Source organism: Alteromonas sp. Mac1, assembly GCF_001562125.1.
GTDB lineage: Bacteria > Pseudomonadota > Gammaproteobacteria > Enterobacterales > Alteromonadaceae > Alteromonas > Alteromonas stellipolaris.
On record NZ_CP013932.1, the window covers coordinates 1592505 to 1611455 of the forward strand.

The following is an 18951-nucleotide window of genomic DNA, read 5'->3' on the forward strand; positions in this document are numbered from 1 at the left end:
CAGCCTATTTAGTTTTATTAAGCGTTAAGAATCGCTTTCAACGTTTCACTAGGTGACATAGTCGCTTCTAGTTTCGCTGAATCAGGGTAATAGTAACCACCGATATCTTGAGGCTTACCTTGAGATTCATCAATCTCAGTAATGATAGTATCGATTTTAGCCGACAATTCGTCATATACCGCTTTAAACTGCGCCGCTAAATCAGCGTCTTCAGTTTGGTTTGCCACTTCTTCTGCCCAGTACAAACCAAGATAAACGTGGCTACCACGGTTATCTAATTGGCCCGCTTTACGCATTGGTGACTTACCATTGTTAAGCAATGTTTCAGTCGCTTTGTCTAACGCAGTAGCGATAATTTTTGCTTTCTTGTTGTCGTGCTTAATAGCAACGTCTTCAAGTGAAACCGCTAACGCTAAGAACTCACCCAGTGAATCCCAACGAAGGTGACCTTCTTCAACAAACTGTTGAACGTGCTTAGGTGCACTACCACCAGCGCCAGTTTCATACAAACCGCCGCCTGCCATTAGAGGCACAATTGAAAGCATTTTAGCACTGGTGCCAAGCTCAAGAATTGGGAACAAGTCAGTTAGGTAATCACGTAGAACGTTACCGGTTACTGAGATAGTGTCTAGGCCGCGAATTGCACGTTCCATGCTGAAACGGATAGCGCGAACAGGGGCCATGATTGAAATATCTAAACCTGACGTATCGTGGTCTTTCAAGTAAGTTTCTACTTTAGTGATTAGCTGTGCATCGTGAGCACGCTCATCATCTAACCAAAATACTGCAGGCATACCAGATTGGCGTGCACGAGTAACCGCTAGTTTAACCCAGTCTTGAATAGGTGCGTCTTTCACCTGACACATACGCCAGATATCGCCTTCTTCAACAGCATGTTCCATCAATACGTTACCGTCTTGATCAACAACTTGTACCGTACCGTCAGCTTCCATTTCAAACGTTTTATCGTGTGAACCGTATTCTTCCGCTTTCTGTGCCATTAAACCAACGTTAGGTACTGTACCCATTGTTGTTGGATCGAATGCACCATGGGTTTTACAGAAGTTGATTACTTCTTGGTAAATAGTCGCGTACGTGCTTTCAGGAATAACCGCTTTCGTATCGTGCGACTTTCCATCCGGTCCCCACATTTGACCAGAATTACGGATCATTGCAGGCATAGAAGCATCTACAATTACGTCACTTGGTACGTGTAGGTTAGAAATACCTTTGTCTGAGTTCACCATTGCGATAGGTGGACGGTCGGCATAACAAGCATTGATGTCTTTTTGAATTTCAGAACGCTGAGATTCAGGAAGGCTAGCAATTTTATCGTATACACTACCAAGACCGTTGTTAGCGTTAACGCCTAGTTCTTCAAAAAGGTCGCCCCATTTTTCAAACAAGTCTTTGTAGAATACTTTAACGCAGTGACCAAATACGATGGGGTGAGATACCTTCATCATTGTCGCTTTAACATGTAACGAGAACAAAACGCCTGTGTTTTTCGCATCTTCGATTTGTTCTTCAAAGAATTCACACAGTGCTTTTTTGCTCATGTACATTGCATCGATAACTTCACCAGCAAGTAAATTCACCTTAGGCTTAAGGGTTTTCTTGCTACCGTCACTACCGGTAAATTCAATGCTTACATAGCCTTCTTTTTCAACGGTTACTGATTTTTCACCTGAGTAGAAGTCGCCGCCGCGCATGTGCGCTACGTGAGTGCGAGATGCTTGTGACCACTCGCCCATTGAATGCGGGTGCTTACGGGCAAAGTTCTTAACCGCAGTAGGTGCACGGCGATCTGAGTTACCTTCACGTAATACAGGGTTTACTGCACTACCTAGTACCTTGCCATAACGCTCACGAATCTCTTGATCTTCGTCAGTTTTAGGCGAGTCTGGGAAAGCTGGTACGTTAAAACCTTTTTCGTTTAGCTCGGCGATAGTGGCGCGTAACTGAGGAATAGACGCACTAACGTTTGGTAATTTAATGATGTTAGCTTCAGGATCTTGCGTCATCGCACCAAGTTCAGATAACGTATCAGGTACACGTTGCTCTTCAGAAAGAAACTCGGGGAAAGTAGCCAAAACGCGGGCTGCAAGAGAGATATCACTTAGCTCTACTTCAACATCGGCAGCACTAGCAAACTTCTTAATAATAGGAAGCAACGAGTACGTCGCCAGCATTGGCGCTTCATCTGTTTTAGTATAGATGATCTTAGACTTGGTCATTATGTACCTCAATGTTATCGGTAGCGTACTACCGTTTTAGTCCATTAGTCGCACTAACTCAAAGCATGTGAAAAGCCTTCGGTCACTACGATACGTAATTGATGTTTTATGTTCTGTTGCACTTAACAGCAGAACCACTTGTTGTTTTCGTCCTCGTGCTGAGATTAGCGCAACCTTCATGCACTCAACACGAATGGGCAGTCTGTTATTTTTATAACTGCGAACATTAGTATAAGGTCGAAACTTTTAGTTACAAGTCATACCATTGTCTTAACCGACGACTTGCCTGAATTTCGCCGAATTTCCCGCACATTTTTATGCCCTTTATTGTTTTAGCTTTGTCTTACTCGGGCAGTTTTTCGCGCATTGTGGTAGGCTTTTGCGATAGAAGGCATCCTAAGAATAAGAGTAATTATTCACACCATGGCAAACGAAAGCAAAATCGTACTTTTCAACAAACCTTTTCAAGTACTGTCTCAATTTACTGATGCAGACGGTCGAGAAACCCTTAAAGATTATATTGATGTACCAGGGGTATATGCTGCCGGTCGACTAGACAGAGATTCCGAAGGGTTATTGGTGCTGACTAACGACGGAAAGCTACAACATAAATTGGCACACCCCGAGGCCAAAACCAGTAAAACCTACTGGGTACAAGTAGAAGGCATTCCTAATGAGGCTGCGCTAGACGCCTTGCGTAACGGGGTAGAGCTTAAAGACGGCATGACCAAACCAGCCAAAGTTGTAGCTATAGATCCTCCTGAATTATGGGACAGAAACCCGCCAGTTCGTTTTCGTCAAGCTATCCCGACTAGCTGGTTATCTATCACAATCAGTGAAGGCAGGAACCGCCAAGTTAGGCGTATGACCGCCCACATTGGTTTTCCTACATTGCGTTTGGTGCGCTATCGCGTGGGCAACTGGACCATTGATGGTATCGATAATGGCAAATACGTTTGTTTCTAAAAGTATGCATCAACACATTGCCGATTTCACCAAACGCTAACTAGAGTATGGCTCATTTTATAGACCGCTATAACGATGAAAGTAAACGACTATTGCGTTCATTATTAGTTATAGCTTTTTGGTTTATTGAATATAGAAATTTCACGCTTGAAATACACTTTTAAACGACCAATTTACTCATCCCGACAACAAAATTTGTCGAGAAAGCAAAACGATTGAACACAATCGCTTTATTATGTGAATTGGTGGGCTTTATCTGGTAAAATCCGCCACCCTGAAATCAACCTAAATGAGTGTTATCTACGTTGTGACTGATATTGAATCAAACGCGAGCCAAAAAGTAATCGTCGGAATGTCCGGCGGCGTCGACTCTTCCGTTTCTGCCTACTTGTTATTACAGCAAGGCTATCAGGTGGAAGGCTTGTTCATGAAGAACTGGGAAGAAGATGATAATGATGAATATTGCTTAGCCGCCGAAGATTTAAAAGATGCACAAGCCGTAGCTGACAAATTAGGTATTGAGCTTCACACCATCAATTTTGCCGCTGAATACTGGGATAACGTATTTGAGTATTTCCTAGAAGAATATAAGGCAGGCAGAACCCCCAACCCCGATATTATGTGCAACAAGGAAATTAAGTTTAAAGCGTTCCTTGAATTTGCTGCTGAAGACTTGGGGGCAGACTATATTGCTACCGGTCATTATGTTCGCCGCCGCCATCAAGATGGCAAGTGGCAGCTATTGCGCGGGTTGGATGAAAATAAAGATCAAAGTTACTTCCTGTACACACTAGGTGAAGAACACGTCGCGAAAACCTTGTTCCCCGTGGGAGACATTGAAAAGCCCTTAGTACGCAAAATTGCTGAAGAACAAGGACTAATCACCCACGACAAAAAGGATTCCACCGGCATCTGTTTTATTGGTGAGCGTAAATTCAAAGACTTTTTAGGCCGCTACTTACCCGCCCAACCTGGTATTATTGAAACCGCGGAAGGGGAAGAAATTGGTAAGCACGAAGGCTTGATGTATCACACTTTAGGCCAGCGTAAAGGGCTACACATTGGTGGCCACGCGAAGTACGGCGAAGAACCTTGGTATGTGGTAGATAAAGACGTAGCACGCAATGTATTAATTGTAGGCCAAGGGGCCGACCACCCTCGCCTATACTCAAAAGGCTTGGTGGCAAAACAACTGCATTGGGTAGACCGCACTGCTATTACAGAGCCTATGCGCGCTGTGGTTAAAACTCGCTATCGTCAAACTGATATTCCCTGCGCAATTGCACCAATTAATGATGATATGATTGAAGTCATTTTTGACGAACCGCAAAAAGCGGTTACACCTGGTCAATCTGCCGTTTTCTACCTAGATGAAGTGTGTTTAGGCGGCGGAATTATTGAGAGCTATATTCGTTAATGTTAGATACCGACGTAGAAAATAATTTAGCCTTGGCTGGTGTTTGCCAGTCGGCGGCACTTGTGCAAAGCCTTGCAAGAAAAGGCACGGCAAACGACGAAGCGGTAGAAGCGAGTCTTTCCAGTATATTGGTTACCGACCCTGAAAACCCACAGCAAGTGTTCGGCAAGTTAAGCAACCTTGAGGTTGGATATAAAACCTTATTCGCACAGTTATCAGATAAACAACAGAACAAAGACACCGAGCTGACCCGTTATATTGCCAGCATTCTTGGTCTTGAAAGAAAACTCGCACGTAAACCTGCCGCCATGAAAGAGCTGGCAGAGCGTATTTCTCACGTGCAGCGCCAGCTGGCGCACGTAGACTTTCAAAGTCCGCAAATAGTGTCGTCTTTGGCCAGTATATACAGCGATATTATTAGTCCATTAGCACCGCGCATTCAAATAGCGGGTAATCCGGATCATCTTGGCCAACCGGCTACGCAACACAAAGTTCGAGCTATATTACTTGCAGGCGTGCGCGCCGCGGTAATGTGGCGTCAAATGGGTGGTAAACGTCGGAACATTTTGTTTCGCAGAAAACAAATTTTAAATAGCGCTGTAAAGGCGCTCAGGCTGATAAACTAGTTAAGGAGCTGAAGGTGGAACTGAGTCAGTTAACTGCAATTTCCCCTGTCGATGGTCGATATGCTGGAAAAAGCGTAGAATTACGTAGTATTTTTTCAGAATACGGCTTACTGAAATACCGTGTTGAAGTGGAAGTACGTTGGCTGCAAATGCTATCGGCGAACACCAAAATTGAAGAAGTTCCTGCGTTTTCTGATACCTCAAACGCATTATTAGATTCTATTGTGGCTAACTTTAGCGTTGATGATGCCATGCGCATTAAAGACATTGAGCGCACCACCAATCACGATGTTAAAGCGGTTGAATACTTTCTAAAAGAGCAAGTGGCTAGCAACAGCGAATTATCTGCTGTAAATGAGTTTATTCACTTTGCATGTACGTCTGAAGATATTAACAACCTTTCTCACGGCCTTATGCTTACCGAAGCCCGTGACACTGTGCTGCTGCCTTACTGCGACAAGCTTATTGATGCCCTTATTGCTCTTGCCAAGGAATACCAACATATTCCAATGATGGCACGTACACACGGTCAACCCGCCTCTCCTTCTACCATGGGTAAGGAAATGGCAAACGTGGCAATGCGTTTGAAGCGTCAACGGGCGCAAATTGCTAACGTTGAAATTTTAGGCAAAATTAATGGTGCTGTAGGTAACTACAATGCCCATTTATCTGCTTACGCCGATGTAGATTGGCACAGTGAGTCTGAAAAGTTTGTTACATCACTAGGCTTATCGTGGAACCCATACACCACGCAAATTGAACCGCATGATTATATTGCTGAGTTGTTCGATGCAGTAGCCCGCTTTAATACCATTCTTATCGATTTCGATCGTGATGTGTGGGGTTACATTGCCCTAGGCCACTTTAAGCAAAAAACCATTGCCGGTGAAATTGGTTCTTCAACCATGCCGCATAAAGTTAACCCTATCGATTTTGAAAACTCGGAAGGTAACTTAGGCCTAGCCAACGCTATCTTTAATCACTTGGCCGCTAAGCTTCCTATTTCTCGCTGGCAGCGTGATTTAACCGACTCTACCGTACTTCGTAACTTAGGTGTGGGTGTGGGTTATGCGGTTATCGCTTATCAAGCTACCCTTAAAGGCATTAGCAAGTTGGAAGTTAACGAGCAAAGCTTGTTGAATGAACTTGATAACAACTGGGAACTACTTGCAGAGCCAATTCAAACGGTAATGCGTCGTTACGGTATTGAAAAGCCTTACGAGAAGTTGAAAGAGTTAACCCGTGGTAAAAAGGTTAACGCTGAAATCGTGGCTGAATTTATCGATAACTTAGACATGCCAGAAGCAGCAAAAGCTGACCTTAAAGCATTAACACCAGCTAGCTACATTGGTGATGCAATCAGGCTAGTAGATCAGTTATAAAGGCATCGCCTTTTCCATACACTTAAAAACGCGGCTAGTCCGCGTTTTTTTATGATTGGGATTTAGGCATGCTGACACACAAAACATTTCACTCAAAAGCGGCAGTACTTCACACAACTGCGCGCTTTTTTGCTCTGTGCTTATTGTTACAGTCACCGTTATTAATGGCCTATGCTCAAGATAGCGCGAATCACATAGCACTGTGGTGGAATCTGACCTTTCATATTCTTTGTGCGTTCACCGTTCTATACCTTTGTCACAAAGGCCAGCCCTCACATGCTCGCACACTGCTGATTACCAGTTATTACAGCTATATTGTGCTAGCAACTTTACTGTGGCGTGGCGACGTGTACATTCAGCACTTTTTATTAATTGGCTGCTTATGCTGCGTGGGGCTATTTAGCCAGCATGAACAACGCCCACGACTCTATTGGGGGTTGCTTTTCGCTTTAACATTCTGTGTTATTGACGGCCTATTTAGCTACTCGCTTCACGGTTGGCAGGGCGCTATTCGTCGCAGCAACAGTATTACCCTAACCCTAGCCAGCGTGGGACTTATACTGACCTTGCATGCCCATAGCCGGCGCCACCTTCATCACCTTGCAGTGAACTACCGTCATACACGGCAATTATTGATAAAAGCAACCCCTGCCGCCAAGCTTACAAGCGCTTTTACTCCCCCTTTGAGCCATGTTCCGAATACTCCTTTAAGTAGGTTTTCAAGTAGTGCATCAACAGGCTTTTCGACCGGGCTAATGCGGCAAAGCTTCTCCTCGGCCTGTGTGTTATTTGCAGATATAAAAGGTTATCAAACACTGGCCCCCTTGTTTGGAGAACAAAAAGTGATAGAGGCATTGGATGCCTTTTACAGCCAAATTGATGTGTTAGCCGCTGCCAATAAAATGTACCCAGTAAAAACGAATGGCGATGAATACATGGCGGTTAGCGAACTGTGTATGTTTCCTCCTTTAAGTGCTTCAAATGGCGAACAAAAAGGCGAACAAAAAAGTGCACATCATATAAATAACGGCGTGTTGTTTGCGCTTGCTGTTACCGCCACCTTTAAAATCTTTGCGTTAAAAGAAGGTTGGCCTTGCCAAATTCGTATCGGCGTTGCAGCAGGCCCTGTTACTGCTGGCATGCCTAGAAGACAGCACGGCATTTTCGATGTATGGGGTAATACGGTTAATTTGGCATCTATGCTAGAACAACATTGCAAAGGGAATGCTGTTACCGTTTGCGATAGTACATTTCCTCATTTAACCGCTGAAACCCAAGCTAAATTCTGCCCCATTTTAATTGATAGCAAAATTGGTGAATTGGCCGCCTTCGAGCACCGGCTTACTGACACACACTACGCTAGTAACCCTTTATAGAATAAACGATAATACCCCCATAGATGCGTGGAGATTACTTAATGAAAGAATTCGATATAGAACATTTTCTATTTCATTATTGGCAACAAAAGCCTGTTGTATTACGTGGCTTTTTTCAAGATTTTGAAGATCCTATCGATGAGCACGATTTGGCAGGCTTAGCCCAAGAAGAAGAAATAGATAGCCGACTACTAAGCTTTGAGAATACCAGTGGCAACCCAGCGGATGGCACAGGCGAATGGAAAGTTCATCAAGGGCCAATTCATGATTTTGAAGCCGTTTGCGAAGGTGCATGGACACTACTTGTACAAAGTGTAGACAGGTACGTACATGACGTAGCTGACATTCTTGAACCCTTCCGCTTTCTTCCAAATTGGCGTCTAGACGACCTAATGGTAAGTTTTGCCACTAAAAATGCAGGTGTTGGCGCGCATATCGACCAATACGATGTATTTTTGGTGCAGGGAAAGGGTCAGCGTCGTTGGCGCGTAGGTAAGCCTGGAGAATACAAAGAAGTATTCCCACACCCTAAACTTCGTCAAATTGAAGGCTTCGACCCTATTATTGATGAAGTACTAAACCCAGGTGACGTACTGTATATTCCGCCGGGTTGGCCTCATGATGGCAAAGCATTGGAAGACTGCTTAACCTACTCTGTAGGCTTTCGTGCCCCTGAAACCGCACAATTAGCTGATAGCCTGTCCTTGATGTTGGAAACAAGCGACATTAACCTGCGATTTACCGACGCAGGTAGAACATTATCGACGACTTCGGCAGTGGTTGAATCTAGTGATATTGCCGCGTTAAAGCAACAGCTCATCACAGCGATTAATTCCGATGACTTCACCCATGCATTGCTTGAATCGCTCAGTGAACAAGGCCTTCCAGAGTATCCACCTGAGTATTTATATACTGATAGCCAAATAGCCGCTGGATTTGAAGAAGGTGTAGAGTTTGCTCCAGCACCGGGAGTAAGAGCACTAATAGCGACGAATGTTGTTAATGCTGAAATTACATCCCCTTCTAGCGATTGTCGTTATTTCTATGTGAACGGCGAACGTTTCAGTTATAACAAAGAAGATGAGCAATGGGTGCAGCTTTTAGTGAACAACGACGTACTATTTGCCGATATCCTGCCTGATCTCCCCTCTTTTGCGTTTTTAGCAACATTAACTACACTTATAAACAAGGGTTACTGGGAATGGATAGAAGCGTAACGCAACCACATGGCTTATACGATAGAGAACGTCGATTGGGCAAAGGATAAGCATCGACTTAAAGCAATTAGGGAAGATGTATTCGTTTTGGAATGGCGAGTACCTCAAGACAGTGAGTTTGATGAGCGCGATGCCAGCGCTTTTCACGTGCTGCTTTTGGAAGAAGGTAAAGACGCCAACGTACCTATTGCAACGGGAAGATTAACCCAGTGTGGGGAAATTGGCAGAATTGCAGTGAAACGCGGTTACCGAAATATGGCTATCTATCGCGCTCTATTTGCCGCACTAATAGAAGTTGCTAACCACCATCACGTCACTATATTAAAAGTAAGCTGTAGCCTTGATAGTGTGTCATACCATCAAGGCTTAGGCTTCAAACCCGAAGGACAAGTATTCATGGATGGGGGCGTAGCACGTCAACGCATGCAATGCCCTGTAGAGCGTTTTCCATTTCCCGATGTTTCACAAATGCATTAGCTATTCATTAACAGCGGAAGCCACTAAATGTTAGCTTAAACGCCTTGCCACAGTTCATCTTGGTTTTGTATGGCGTGCAACCCCTCTGCTCTACTTTCTAATAATTCCGCATATTCCAACGATGTCGCATCTGCCCCCTCGGAAGCGCGTAAATTTGCCGCCTTTAACTGCCATGCCATTGCAAAATGCTTAATTACATCGCGAGCAGTAGCAGCCGTAGACTCAGCAATGTAGTCAGTAGGTAAATCACCACTCATTACCCAATACATCGCATTGTTGGTGTCTTTTATCTTCCATACCGCCAAGTAAGGTACTAGGTAGCGGCTTTCATTTGTCACGACTGATTCAAAAAGCACACCATTTTCAGCCAGGTGTTTATTGGCTTTTTGAAATTGCTCACGCACCCATTCACTGCGCTGCTGATCGGTCATTTCATTTTGAGGTGTATTGTCTGTCATATTATTCTCTAATCTATTTCGTTTTATTTTTAGTTTTTACGTAGTCGGTTGATGTTGGTCAATACTATGAAACACAAGCCAGCAGCCCCTGTAAAGGGTGCTTCGGCTTAAACTGCTCTATACGAGCGACCTGACTTCGACAAGAATAGCCAGTGGCAAGAATAGCATCTGCAGGGTAGCGTTTAACCGCTTGCTCCCAACTTAACCCATAAATGGCTAACGACTTTTCTTTTTGATCGGCTTCATGGCCGTAAGTTCCCGCCATGCCGCAACAGCCTACCGCCACAATATCAACTGGCTGATTCACTTTAGCAAACAAACCCTGCCATTGCTTTTCAGATGCGGGCAACGCCGTTTTTTCTGTACAGTGACTTAGCAGTGCTAGTGGCTGAGCTGAAGGCTGTTTTGAAGGCTGCGCTGAAGGCTCACTCGCACTTGCACTCTTGCTTTTCGCTTGCCACACGTCACTAGGTACCGTTTCAAGCCATTCATGCACTGCTAGCACATGAAAATCGCCGCGGGCTTTACCCAAGGTTTTGGTGTATTCATCACGATAAACCAATACCAAAGATGCATCTACACCCACCATAGGAATGTTTAACTGCGCCACTTCATTTAAAAAGCCTGCGGTATTTTTTGCGGTTTTCGCGAATTTGGCTAAAAAGCCTTTTACATGTTCAGGTTTGCCATTTGGTTTAAACGGTAACATTACCGGTGTAAAGCCAAGGGCATTCACTAAGGCAACAAAGTCTTCAACCACACTCGCATCATAGTAACTGGTGAAAGGGTCTTGCACTATCAACACTGTCTTTTGCTTTTCTGCAGCACTTAGTGTTGATAGCGCATCGTGGTTATAACTAGCCACTTTCCCTTTTACTCTGTTTGCCAACGTAGGTTCAGATAAAATAGGCGTGTCTACATAACCAATGGTTTTCTCAATACCGTCTTGCATCCATTTTCGTTTCAAAAACAGATTAACCATAGGCGAGAACTTCGCCATAATCGGCGCCATGCGTTCAATATTGCCCACTAAGTGGTCTTTCATTGGGCGCATGTAGCGCTGGTAATAAATAGACAAAAACTTCGACCTAAAATCAGGCACATCTACTTTCACCGGGCATTGGCTTGAGCACGACTTACAAGCTAAACAACCATTCATGGCGTCTAACACTTCGTGAGAAAAATCGTCTTGTTTGTTGCGGCTGTTGCTAAAGCGTTGCCACCAGGATGTGTCGAATTGATCGGCACTCAAGGTTTTCGTATCTACCCCATCTTTAGCAAGCAAGCGTATCCACTCACGAATAAGGCCAGCACGGCCTTTCGGGCTATGACGTCTATCGCGAGTTACCTTACTTGAAGGGCACATAGGCGACGTAGTGTCGTAATTAAAGCATAAGCCATTACCATTACATTCCATGGCAGGCGCAAAGGCTGCTTTAAACGTAACCGGAATAGTTCTATCGAATGTCGCGCGTTTGGTATCGCTTACCTTTACCAAGCTTTCAGTGCTATCTAACGGTGTACACACCTTTCCTGGGTTCATTTTATTAAGCGGGTCAAACGCGCTTTTTATTTTACGCAACTCGGTAAATAACATGTCACCAAAAAAGGCAGGGCCGTATTCGCTGCGGTAACCTTTACCGTGCTCGCCCCACATCAAGCCGCCATACTTAGCAACTAGCGCTACCACTTCATCTGATATTTGATGCATCAACTTTTCTTGTTCAACATCACACAAATCAAGGGCTGGCCGTACGTGTAACACACCTGCATCAACGTGACCAAACATACCGTACTTTAAACCGTGGCTGTCTAGCAGAGCTCTAAACTCCATTATGAAGTCGGCCAAGTTTTCAGGGGGCACTGCGGTGTCTTCAGCAAAGGCGATAGGCTTTTGCACCCCTTTGGTTTTACCCAACAGGCCCACCGACTTTTTACGCATAGCGTATATTTTACCAATGTCCGCTTTATCAAACGTAACCTGATAACCAATTACCCCGCCCTCGCCTGTTTCAGCAGCGGCGGTAAGCCTAGCTTCTAGCTCGGCTATACGAGTGCGAATTTCTTCTTCATCGTTACTGTTGTACTCCACCATATTTAAGCCCAACATTTCCTTGTGAGGAACGTCGGTAATTAAATCGGCGATGGAGTGCCAAATAATATCGGTTTTGGCCAAATTAAGAACTTTCGAGTCTACCGTTTCAACAGATGTGGCATTCGCTTTTACCATTTCAGGAGCATGACGAAGTGCCGATTCAAAGGTATCGTACTTAATATTAACGAGAGCTTTGTGCTTCGCGATAGGCGTTAGTGAAAGCTTAGCTTCGGCCACCATTGCAAGCGAGCCTTCAGCGCCGGTAATCAAACGGCTTACATCAATAAGCTGCTCTGTATCGTTATAAGCGTGTTCTAAATCGTAACCGGTTAAAAAGCGGTTTAAACGGGGGAATTTTTCAATAATGGCTTCGCGCTTGTCTACGCAAGTCGCTAACACTTGGCGCAGAATACCCGCATAGGCGCTGCTATCTGCGTTTGTGTCGGCTATTTTTTTTGCTTCTTGCACACTTATTGGCGTGGTGCTTAATACTTCACCGTTAGCCAGTACAGAAGTTAAGCCTAATACATGGTCGCTGGTTTTACCGTAAACCAACGAGCCCTGCCCAGAAGCATCGGTACTAATCATTCCACCTACGGTAGCGCGGTTGCTGGTAGAAAGATCGGGCGAGAAGAAAAAACCATGTGGGCGAAGTGCGTCATTCAGTGCATCTTTCACTACACCAGATTGAACTTTAACCCATTGTTCTTCAACGTTGATTTCCAGAATTTTATTCATGTAGCGCGACATATCAACCACAATGCCGTCGGTTAAGCTTTGACCATTAGTGCCTGTGCCGCCACCACGAGCCGAGAACTTCACTAGCGGGTGGTCGTTAACCAGCTTTCCCAATACTTGTAAATCGGCAACGCTTTTAGGAAATACCACAGCTTGAGGGAGTTTTTGATATACCGAATTATCGGTGGCCACAGCAAGACGGCTGGCATAGCTGTACTCAACATCGCCGGTAAAAGCGGTACTAGCAAGCTGTTCTAGGTATGTCTGATAATGTGTTAAAAGACTCTGCTGGGGCACCACACGTGGCAAACTCATTGTGCTCAATTGCTGTAAAACCTCTAGAAATGCGTTCTGCGGCTAGTATAACCACAGCGCTTGCGAGTCTCTAGCCAATTACACATATTTCATGTGGTTTTAATGACTAATTTTGCACTTTATATAACAGGAAGTGTTTTTATGGCGTGTATTTTTAACCAATTAGAATATCTTAGAAAATCACAAGTTAGCCATTCACTTATAAATATTGCACAATGCCCGCTCTTCTATTCTCGATAAAAGGAAAGCAGTTTATGTCTTTTACAGTAAACAGTTATTTTGATGACAAGGTTCGTTCAATTGCATTTGAGTCGGCAAGTGGCCCATGTACTTCAGGCGTAATGGCGCCAGGTGAATACACCTTCAACACCAGTCAGCACGAAGTAATGAAAGTAATGGAAGGCGAAATGACCGTTAAGCTTCCTGGCTCAAGCGACTGGCAGTCTTTCAAAACGGGCACAGAATTTACCATAGACGCTAACTTGTCTTTCGATGTAAAAATTGAAACGCCTACTGCTTACCTTTGCTTTTATAGCTAGTATTGATTTATAAGCTTACAGAAGTTTTTAGCTTAGGATTACCTGACGCTGCGCTTGTGTTTTTATACAGGCGGCAGCGTTGGGTAGATTCGATACAAGTACGTTGAGTGTTGCCTTACCCTCTTTATCCTCTGTCGCTTTGTTTATTTGCTCATAGCGATTTCATATCTATCACTGAACTCTGCCACCATTACGTCAAATATTTAATCATTAAAACCGCTATTGATTAAAGAATAGTAGTTCCGTTGGCGCGCCTCTCGCTCTATTAATGCTATGTCGCTTTTACTTTGCTTACACTTCACCTCCCCGCTTTGTTTTTAAGTTCATTTCGTGCCTTTAAGTTAGGTTAAAATCATTACTATAAAAACAAGCAAATGAGTGAAACGCACCTTTACTCCCTAACATACCGTTTTGATACTTTTAACTCATGAGCAGAAAGCACCATTCTGATTTATTGTTTTATTTTCGGGAGTTAGCGGGTAATCTGACAATATGGATAAAATTAAAAAAACCATAACAGTGTGTTTAGACAGACCGGATTGGGGTCTAGTTAACTGTTATGACAGAAAGGATTCCGCCAAATGGTTCGAAATTTAGTTTTAATCTTTCTTTTATTCTTTGCCAGTTATTCACTGGCTTTCGACAGTGAAGATATGGGGGAAGATAAATCTGCTAGTCTAGCAATGATTGGAGACAACATCGCAATGCAATACCAGCAGATGGGCTGGTTTTCCGGCGGCCTACTGATAACTAAAGATAATGAAGTAGTGTTTGCGTCATCTTATGGCTTTCAGAATACCGAAGAAAGAATAAAAAACAGCACTCAAAGTCGCTTTAATCTTGGCTCAATCATGAAAGACTTTACCAAGGTCTTGATCTTGCAGCAGGTTGAGGCAGGCAAATTAAAGTTAAGTGATAAACTAGTTGCTTTCGAGTTGGGGTTCAAACAACCTGATGCTGACAAAATCACAATTGAACACCTACTAAATCATAGTGCTGGTTTTGCTGATATCTTTGTGGCCGAATATCGTCAGAATCAACTTGCATTTGATACTCTAGACAAGAAAATAAAAATATTGATAGAAAGCCCCCTCTTATTCACACCTGGGACTGATCGTAAATATTCAAACTATGGGTATGTGGTATTAGGAGTGATTCTTGAGAAAGTAACTGGAAAGTCATTCGAGGCACTACTCAAAAACAATATCTTCAATCGTGTTGAGATGACTTCAACGACTTTCAGGCCGGTTAATTCTCATGAATATCAATCAATCCGATATACATACCAGCATAATGGCAAGCTGAGGAAGGTCGGTGTTACTGAACACCCTAGTCCCGATGGCGGCATTGAATCGACGGTTGTGGATGTGCAACGATTTTATCGAGCGTTATTCTATAGTAATAAGTTATTGAAAAACTCAGACGCAATTAATCGCCAATTATTTGCAATGGACGACTCCCATTGGGGTGCATATGGCGGTGGTCAGGGCGTCAGTGCAGCCGTGGAAGTCGATTTGGATACTGGCTATGAAATAGTCGTTCTGGCAAACACAGATCACTTAGTTGCTGAGCGCATTTCCGGTAGAATATACTCTTACATCAAAAATGGTGAGTATCAGCCAATCAGACAATTGGAAAAAAACTTTGCCTTTGAGTACTACCAATCAAAAGGAAAACAGCAATTCTATAAACACTTCAAACAGGTTTATAACGACAGTGGGTATAGTCGATTCATCGGCAGAATAATTAATGAAGCAGGAATGGAACTACTTAATACAAAATCATGGACAGAGGCATTTGATATGTTCGAATATCTCGTTTCACTGTTCCCCAATGCACCGCAGGCCTACGACAGTTTGGCATTTGCCTATTTATCGAAAGGAGATAGAGAGGCTGCGAAAAGTACTTTTAGTAAATCTCTAACTATTGATGCCAGTTTTAAAAGTGATTACGTGAGTGATAATTACGGTCATAACAATACGCTTAAGTAAGGACAGGCTAACGCCTGCCTCTTAGCTTTGCGTTATATTCTCGGAGAAATATTTGAATAAGTTTTGTAGTTTCAGTTTTACAGTGCTCCTGTGCTCTCAACTTTTGGGGTGTGCAAGTCAGAACTCGAAGGATGTTGCCGATGATGTATTGTCGGGTATAGACTCACTAGCTCTAAAGGCATCAAAATGCATAAATTCAAAATCACAAAAAGGCTTGGATTGCATTGAATTTGCTGACGCATATAAAAATGGCGGTTTCGATAACATAAAAGCATTTAAAGATAATTTACCCGAGATCTATAAAAAAGATTTAGATGCAGGTCTAAATGCAACAGAGAAGCTCAATATCATTATAAGTGCAGTGGTATTTTTAAGTCGAACATAACAAGCCAATAAACTCACTCACTTCGTTCGCTGGGACGCATACACGTGGGGTGGCTTCGCCATTATGCCCCACATGCCTGCGCCCCTTATTTAAAAGTTAGCCCCCATATGACATCACTGCTTTTTTTATTCACTTTACTTACATGGAATGTAGCTTTGGCAGAAACACAATACACATATGATATACAGCATGCGGGCTATGACTTCGATCAGTACGACTTAAAAGGAATCGCAACCTACGATTTATTTTTAAGTGAATTTAATAACTTTCCGTGGCAAGAAGAGGTAGGTCAAAGTAACGGTGGAAGCGAAGCAACGATTTCTGTTAAAAACAAATCAGCTAATGTTGATTTGTTTGTCTCGGTGGTGGGCAAGCCCAACGAATTCGCTTATCTAATCGGAATAGTGGAGCCCACAGTAAAAAAGACTCTTTTCGGATTTGGTAAAGAGAAACAGATTCGTTGGTTAAAAATCTATTTGACGGAAGATGCTTTAGAAGTAAAAGAAGCCTTTCAGTTGTTTTTTGAAAATAAATACTCCAGTCTAAAAGGTAAACTAAATAATTTGCCATTGTTCTTGGAACAAGAGGCTGTGAAGTAAAGTGCTAACAATCAAATGTTGGGGACACAAACACGTGGGCCGTGCTTCGCAGTACAGCCCACGTGTTTGCGCCGCCAAATTAGGGCGTTAGGGCAAAAGGACTGTTCCCACCAATGATTATTTTGAAAGAAGAACCGCCAAACGCGATTGATTTTGTTTCACTAAGAAAAGCCATTGGCTGGAAAAATCCTGAGTTGCTATTCGTTGAACGCAGCATAGATTCTTCTTTATTTTGGGTTTCATTGTACCTAGATAATGAACTCGTTGGTTGTGGCCGAGTGATTGGTGACAATTCTATGTTCTTTTATATCCAAGACATCATTGTTCACCCAAAACATCAAAAACTTGGCCTAGGGTCTAAAATAATGCAGTCTATTAATAACTACCTAACTTTAAACTGCCCACCGGGGTCAACTATTGGACTTTTTTCAGCATACGGAAAAGAAAAGTTCTATGAAAAATTTGGGTTTCAATCACGAACTGGTGAAACGCTTGGCTTTGGCATGTGTAGGTTTATCTAGCCAAAGCCCTAACAAAGCGCTGTTGCCACTCACTCCGTTCGCTGGGACAGTAACGCGGCGGCACTTCGCGATTATGCCGCTACCACGAAGGGAAGTACGGCGCTGAGTTCTTTTACCCTAAAAGTGCGGTCAATACAGATAAGTCGACCTGGAAAAAGTTTTCATTTTCGAAAGTTAAAAGTTTCAAAGACTGAATCTCCAGCCTACTAAAGCTATCGTAGGGACTGTGGTTGAACGCTCCATTTTGGGGTGGCTAAGCAACTTTACTCCAAAACTACACTTCACAGAATTTCCTGTTACAGCGGCGTTAGTTACCTACAGGAAATTTTTGCTTTTGGTGTAAAACTCGAAGAATGTGAATGATTTCATCTTTAATGAAATATGAAACTATCATTGAGACTTCAGGGGTTATTAATAACCTTCCCGGTATACCTTCTCTCTCAACTCCCATTAGAGGTTGTTGATGCAAGTTTTCGACTTTTTTTTCAATTGTTGCATCAGCTTTTTCTGCTGCTAATGGGTTAAATTCGTATAAAAATTCGAAAATAGCTTCACGATCGTTCAGTGAATTTTTTTCCCAAACGATCATTTTCTGGCTTTATTCCTAATTCTCATTTTTCGAGCTTCCATGTCCAAGTTAGCCTCTTCATGGCTGACAAACTCACTCTGCCCACTTTCTAACTTATTAAACGCAGCATTAACCTCTTCAGTAAGCCACTGATCATGAGTTATTATTTTGCGTTGCTGTGCAGCAAGTTCTTCAGTAAGCTCTCTACAAGCGTCACTTAGCGTACGCCCTTGGCTCTCAGCCATTGTCTGAGCCAAGCGTTTAGTTTCTTCATCAACTCTAAATTGTATGCGAGTATCCATGGTAAACTCCCTCAACGTGTACACACAAATGTTAGCACGCGTGTTAGGTTTACGGCAACTAACAAACCACTCATAAAACCCGTTTTGCGAGATGGGAATTTGTACTTACAAGGATGGTATATGAAATACATAGTGACTTTTGATGTGGACAAAGGCGCTTATTTAAAATTCCTTAACTTCACGGTCAAGCGAGCATGCCAAACCCAAAGTCAGTTTAAAGCTTTTGCCATTAATTTAGTTGCTTGGCTATTTATCACCGTATTTTTCATGTTCATTTTCCAATCCTTCACGTCAAAAGTATCTAGCATAGATTTGAGTTCGGCGCTTGTTGGTGCATTACCATTTTGTCTTATTATTGGCTATTCAATGTACGCGAATTTCAAAGCTAGGAAGTTCAGCATTCCCAATAAGCAGGGCATTATTCTGGGTGCAAAGTCTATTGAACTCACGCCTGAAGGGATTACAGAAACTAGCGCCGTTTCAAAGTGCCACTATTCTTGGAGCTGTGTAGAAGAAGTAACAGAAAATTCCGGTGACTATTATATATTTCTCGATAAGATGTTCGCTCTTATAATTCCAAGCAGTGCATTTGTCTCCCAGGGATCAATAGAGCAATTTAAAAGTTATATAAACAAGTATGTATAAACAAAAGCGTACTGGTCGATGAAAACAGTGAAGTGGATATAGCGACGCAAACAGTGAAAATAAAGTAAGAGCACGTTAAACGCTAAAACGGTACTCT

At 43.1% G+C, this 18951-nt stretch carries 18 protein-coding genes; 13 read left to right on the forward strand and 5 right to left on the reverse strand.

Translation table 11 applies throughout. The annotated features are described in order from the left end of the window. Positions 1 to 17: 17 nt before the first annotated feature. Positions 18 to 2237, reverse strand: a complete 2220-nt coding sequence (locus tag AV939_RS06710) for an NADP-dependent isocitrate dehydrogenase (protein WP_057792272.1) — start codon at positions 2235 to 2237, stop codon at positions 18 to 20. A gap of 423 nt (positions 2238 to 2660) precedes the next feature. Here AV939_RS06710 and AV939_RS06715 point away from each other — a divergent pair, with 423 nt between their 5' ends. From AV939_RS06715 to AV939_RS06745, 7 genes are all read left to right on the forward strand, one after another. Beyond that, positions 2661 to 3203, forward strand: a complete 543-nt coding sequence (locus tag AV939_RS06715) for an rRNA large subunit pseudouridine synthase E (RefSeq protein WP_057792274.1) — start codon at positions 2661 to 2663, stop codon at positions 3201 to 3203. A gap of 289 nt (positions 3204 to 3492) precedes the next feature. Beyond that, positions 3493 to 4620 (forward strand): tRNA 2-thiouridine(34) synthase MnmA, encoded by a 1128-nt coding sequence (gene mnmA, locus AV939_RS06720; protein ID WP_138118032.1) that lies wholly within the window; start codon positions 3493 to 3495, stop codon positions 4618 to 4620. Next, positions 4620 to 5246 (forward strand): high frequency lysogenization protein HflD, encoded by a 627-nt coding sequence (gene hflD / locus AV939_RS06725; RefSeq protein WP_057792276.1) that lies wholly within the window; start codon positions 4620 to 4622, stop codon positions 5244 to 5246. Before mnmA ends, hflD begins: the two co-directional genes overlap by 1 nt. Before the next feature lie 14 nt (positions 5247 to 5260). Then, positions 5261 to 6628 carry an adenylosuccinate lyase gene (gene purB, locus AV939_RS06730; RefSeq protein ID WP_057792278.1) on the forward strand — a complete coding sequence of 456 codons (1368 nt, stop codon included), beginning with the start codon at positions 5261 to 5263 and terminating at the stop codon, positions 6626 to 6628. A 68-nt stretch (positions 6629 to 6696) separates the two neighbouring features. Further along, a complete protein-coding gene (locus tag AV939_RS06735) occupies positions 6697 to 8004 on the forward strand; it encodes an adenylate/guanylate cyclase domain-containing protein (RefSeq protein ID WP_057792280.1) in 1308 nt (435 codons plus the stop codon). Between the two features lie 41 nt (positions 8005 to 8045). Then, complete coding sequence (locus AV939_RS06740; RefSeq protein WP_082604930.1) at positions 8046 to 9221, forward strand: JmjC domain-containing protein; 1176 nt, start codon at positions 8046 to 8048, stop codon at positions 9219 to 9221. 9 nt (positions 9222 to 9230) lie between these two features. Beyond that, on the forward strand, positions 9231 to 9698 hold the full coding sequence (locus AV939_RS06745; RefSeq protein ID WP_057792284.1) for a GNAT family N-acetyltransferase: 468 nt from the start codon (positions 9231 to 9233) through the stop codon (positions 9696 to 9698). A 35-nt stretch (positions 9699 to 9733) separates the two neighbouring features. On the opposite strand, the gene AV939_RS06750 is transcribed toward AV939_RS06745, so the two are convergent. Together AV939_RS06750 and ydiJ are read right to left on the reverse strand one after the other, a co-directional pair. After that, the gene (locus tag AV939_RS06750) at positions 9734 to 10156 is read right to left on the reverse strand and encodes a DUF4826 family protein (protein WP_057792286.1); all 423 of its coding nucleotides are present in this window, start codon (positions 10154 to 10156) and stop codon (positions 9734 to 9736) included. A 64-nt stretch (positions 10157 to 10220) separates the two neighbouring features. Further along, the gene (gene ydiJ / locus AV939_RS06755) at positions 10221 to 13304 is read right to left on the reverse strand and encodes a D-2-hydroxyglutarate dehydrogenase YdiJ (RefSeq protein ID WP_057792288.1); all 3084 of its coding nucleotides are present in this window, start codon (positions 13302 to 13304) and stop codon (positions 10221 to 10223) included. A 254-nt stretch (positions 13305 to 13558) separates the two neighbouring features. Between ydiJ and ppnP the strand changes: the two genes are divergently transcribed. The 5 genes from ppnP (at position 13559) to AV939_RS06780 (ending at position 17339) form a co-directional block, all read left to right on the forward strand. Continuing rightward, on the forward strand, positions 13559 to 13843 hold the full coding sequence (gene ppnP / locus AV939_RS06760) for a pyrimidine/purine nucleoside phosphorylase (RefSeq protein ID WP_057792290.1): 285 nt from the start codon (positions 13559 to 13561) through the stop codon (positions 13841 to 13843). Between the two features lie 581 nt (positions 13844 to 14424). Then, the gene (locus tag AV939_RS06765) at positions 14425 to 15834 is read left to right on the forward strand and encodes a serine hydrolase domain-containing protein (RefSeq protein WP_057792292.1); all 1410 of its coding nucleotides are present in this window, start codon (positions 14425 to 14427) and stop codon (positions 15832 to 15834) included. 52 nt (positions 15835 to 15886) lie between these two features. After that, positions 15887 to 16219, forward strand: a complete 333-nt coding sequence (locus AV939_RS06770; protein WP_057792294.1) for a hypothetical protein — start codon at positions 15887 to 15889, stop codon at positions 16217 to 16219. Positions 16220 to 16263: 44 nt separating this feature from the next. Further along, positions 16264 to 16818, forward strand: coding sequence for a hypothetical protein (locus AV939_RS06775; RefSeq protein WP_197427695.1), 555 nt, complete (start codon positions 16264 to 16266; stop codon positions 16816 to 16818). A 113-nt stretch (positions 16819 to 16931) separates the two neighbouring features. Further along, entirely contained in the window at positions 16932 to 17339 is a 408-nt protein-coding gene (locus AV939_RS06780) for a GNAT family N-acetyltransferase (protein ID WP_057792296.1), read from the forward strand. Between the two features lie 307 nt (positions 17340 to 17646). Here the strand turns inward: AV939_RS06780 and AV939_RS06785 are convergent, their stop codons facing one another. Continuing rightward, on the reverse strand, positions 17647 to 17928 hold the full coding sequence (locus tag AV939_RS06785) for a type II toxin-antitoxin system RelE/ParE family toxin (protein WP_057792298.1): 282 nt from the start codon (positions 17926 to 17928) through the stop codon (positions 17647 to 17649). Then, positions 17925 to 18209, reverse strand: coding sequence for a type II toxin-antitoxin system RelB/DinJ family antitoxin (locus AV939_RS06790; RefSeq protein WP_057792300.1), 285 nt, complete (start codon positions 18207 to 18209; stop codon positions 17925 to 17927). Before AV939_RS06790 ends, AV939_RS06785 begins: the two co-directional genes overlap by 4 nt. Positions 18210 to 18329: 120 nt before the next feature. Between AV939_RS06790 and AV939_RS06795 the strand changes: the two genes are divergently transcribed. Continuing rightward, positions 18330 to 18854, forward strand: a complete 525-nt coding sequence (locus AV939_RS06795) for a YcxB family protein (protein ID WP_057792301.1) — start codon at positions 18330 to 18332, stop codon at positions 18852 to 18854. Positions 18855 to 18951 lie beyond the last annotated feature (97 nt).

Bases quoted from the DNA above. Each gene is read 5' to 3' on its own strand.
- AV939_RS06740 (WP_082604930.1), top strand. From the start codon at position 8,046: ATGAAAGAATTCGATATAGAACATTTTCTATTTCATTATTGGCAACAA.
- AV939_RS06745 (WP_057792284.1), top strand. From the start codon at position 9,231: ATGGCTTATACGATAGAGAACGTCGATTGGGCAAAGGATAAGCATCGA.
- AV939_RS06780 (WP_057792296.1), top strand. From the start codon at position 16,932: ATGATTATTTTGAAAGAAGAACCGCCAAACGCGATTGATTTTGTTTCA.
- AV939_RS06710 (WP_057792272.1), bottom strand. From the start codon at position 2,237: ATGACCAAGTCTAAGATCATCTATACTAAAACAGATGAAGCGCCAATG.
- AV939_RS06735 (WP_057792280.1), top strand. From the start codon at position 6,697: ATGCTGACACACAAAACATTTCACTCAAAAGCGGCAGTACTTCACACA.
- AV939_RS06765 (WP_057792292.1), top strand. From the start codon at position 14,425: ATGGTTCGAAATTTAGTTTTAATCTTTCTTTTATTCTTTGCCAGTTAT.
- ppnP (WP_057792290.1), top strand. From the start codon at position 13,559: ATGTCTTTTACAGTAAACAGTTATTTTGATGACAAGGTTCGTTCAATT.
- AV939_RS06790 (WP_057792300.1), bottom strand. From the start codon at position 18,209: ATGGATACTCGCATACAATTTAGAGTTGATGAAGAAACTAAACGCTTG.
- AV939_RS06715 (WP_057792274.1), top strand. From the start codon at position 2,661: ATGGCAAACGAAAGCAAAATCGTACTTTTCAACAAACCTTTTCAAGTA.
- ydiJ (WP_057792288.1), bottom strand. From the start codon at position 13,304: ATGAGTTTGCCACGTGTGGTGCCCCAGCAGAGTCTTTTAACACATTAT.
- hflD (WP_057792276.1), top strand. From the start codon at position 4,620: ATGTTAGATACCGACGTAGAAAATAATTTAGCCTTGGCTGGTGTTTGC.
- AV939_RS06785 (WP_057792298.1), bottom strand. From the start codon at position 17,928: ATGATCGTTTGGGAAAAAAATTCACTGAACGATCGTGAAGCTATTTTC.
- mnmA (WP_138118032.1), top strand. From the start codon at position 3,493: ATGAGTGTTATCTACGTTGTGACTGATATTGAATCAAACGCGAGCCAA.
- AV939_RS06750 (WP_057792286.1), bottom strand. From the start codon at position 10,156: ATGACAGACAATACACCTCAAAATGAAATGACCGATCAGCAGCGCAGT.
- AV939_RS06795 (WP_057792301.1), top strand. From the start codon at position 18,330: ATGAAATACATAGTGACTTTTGATGTGGACAAAGGCGCTTATTTAAAA.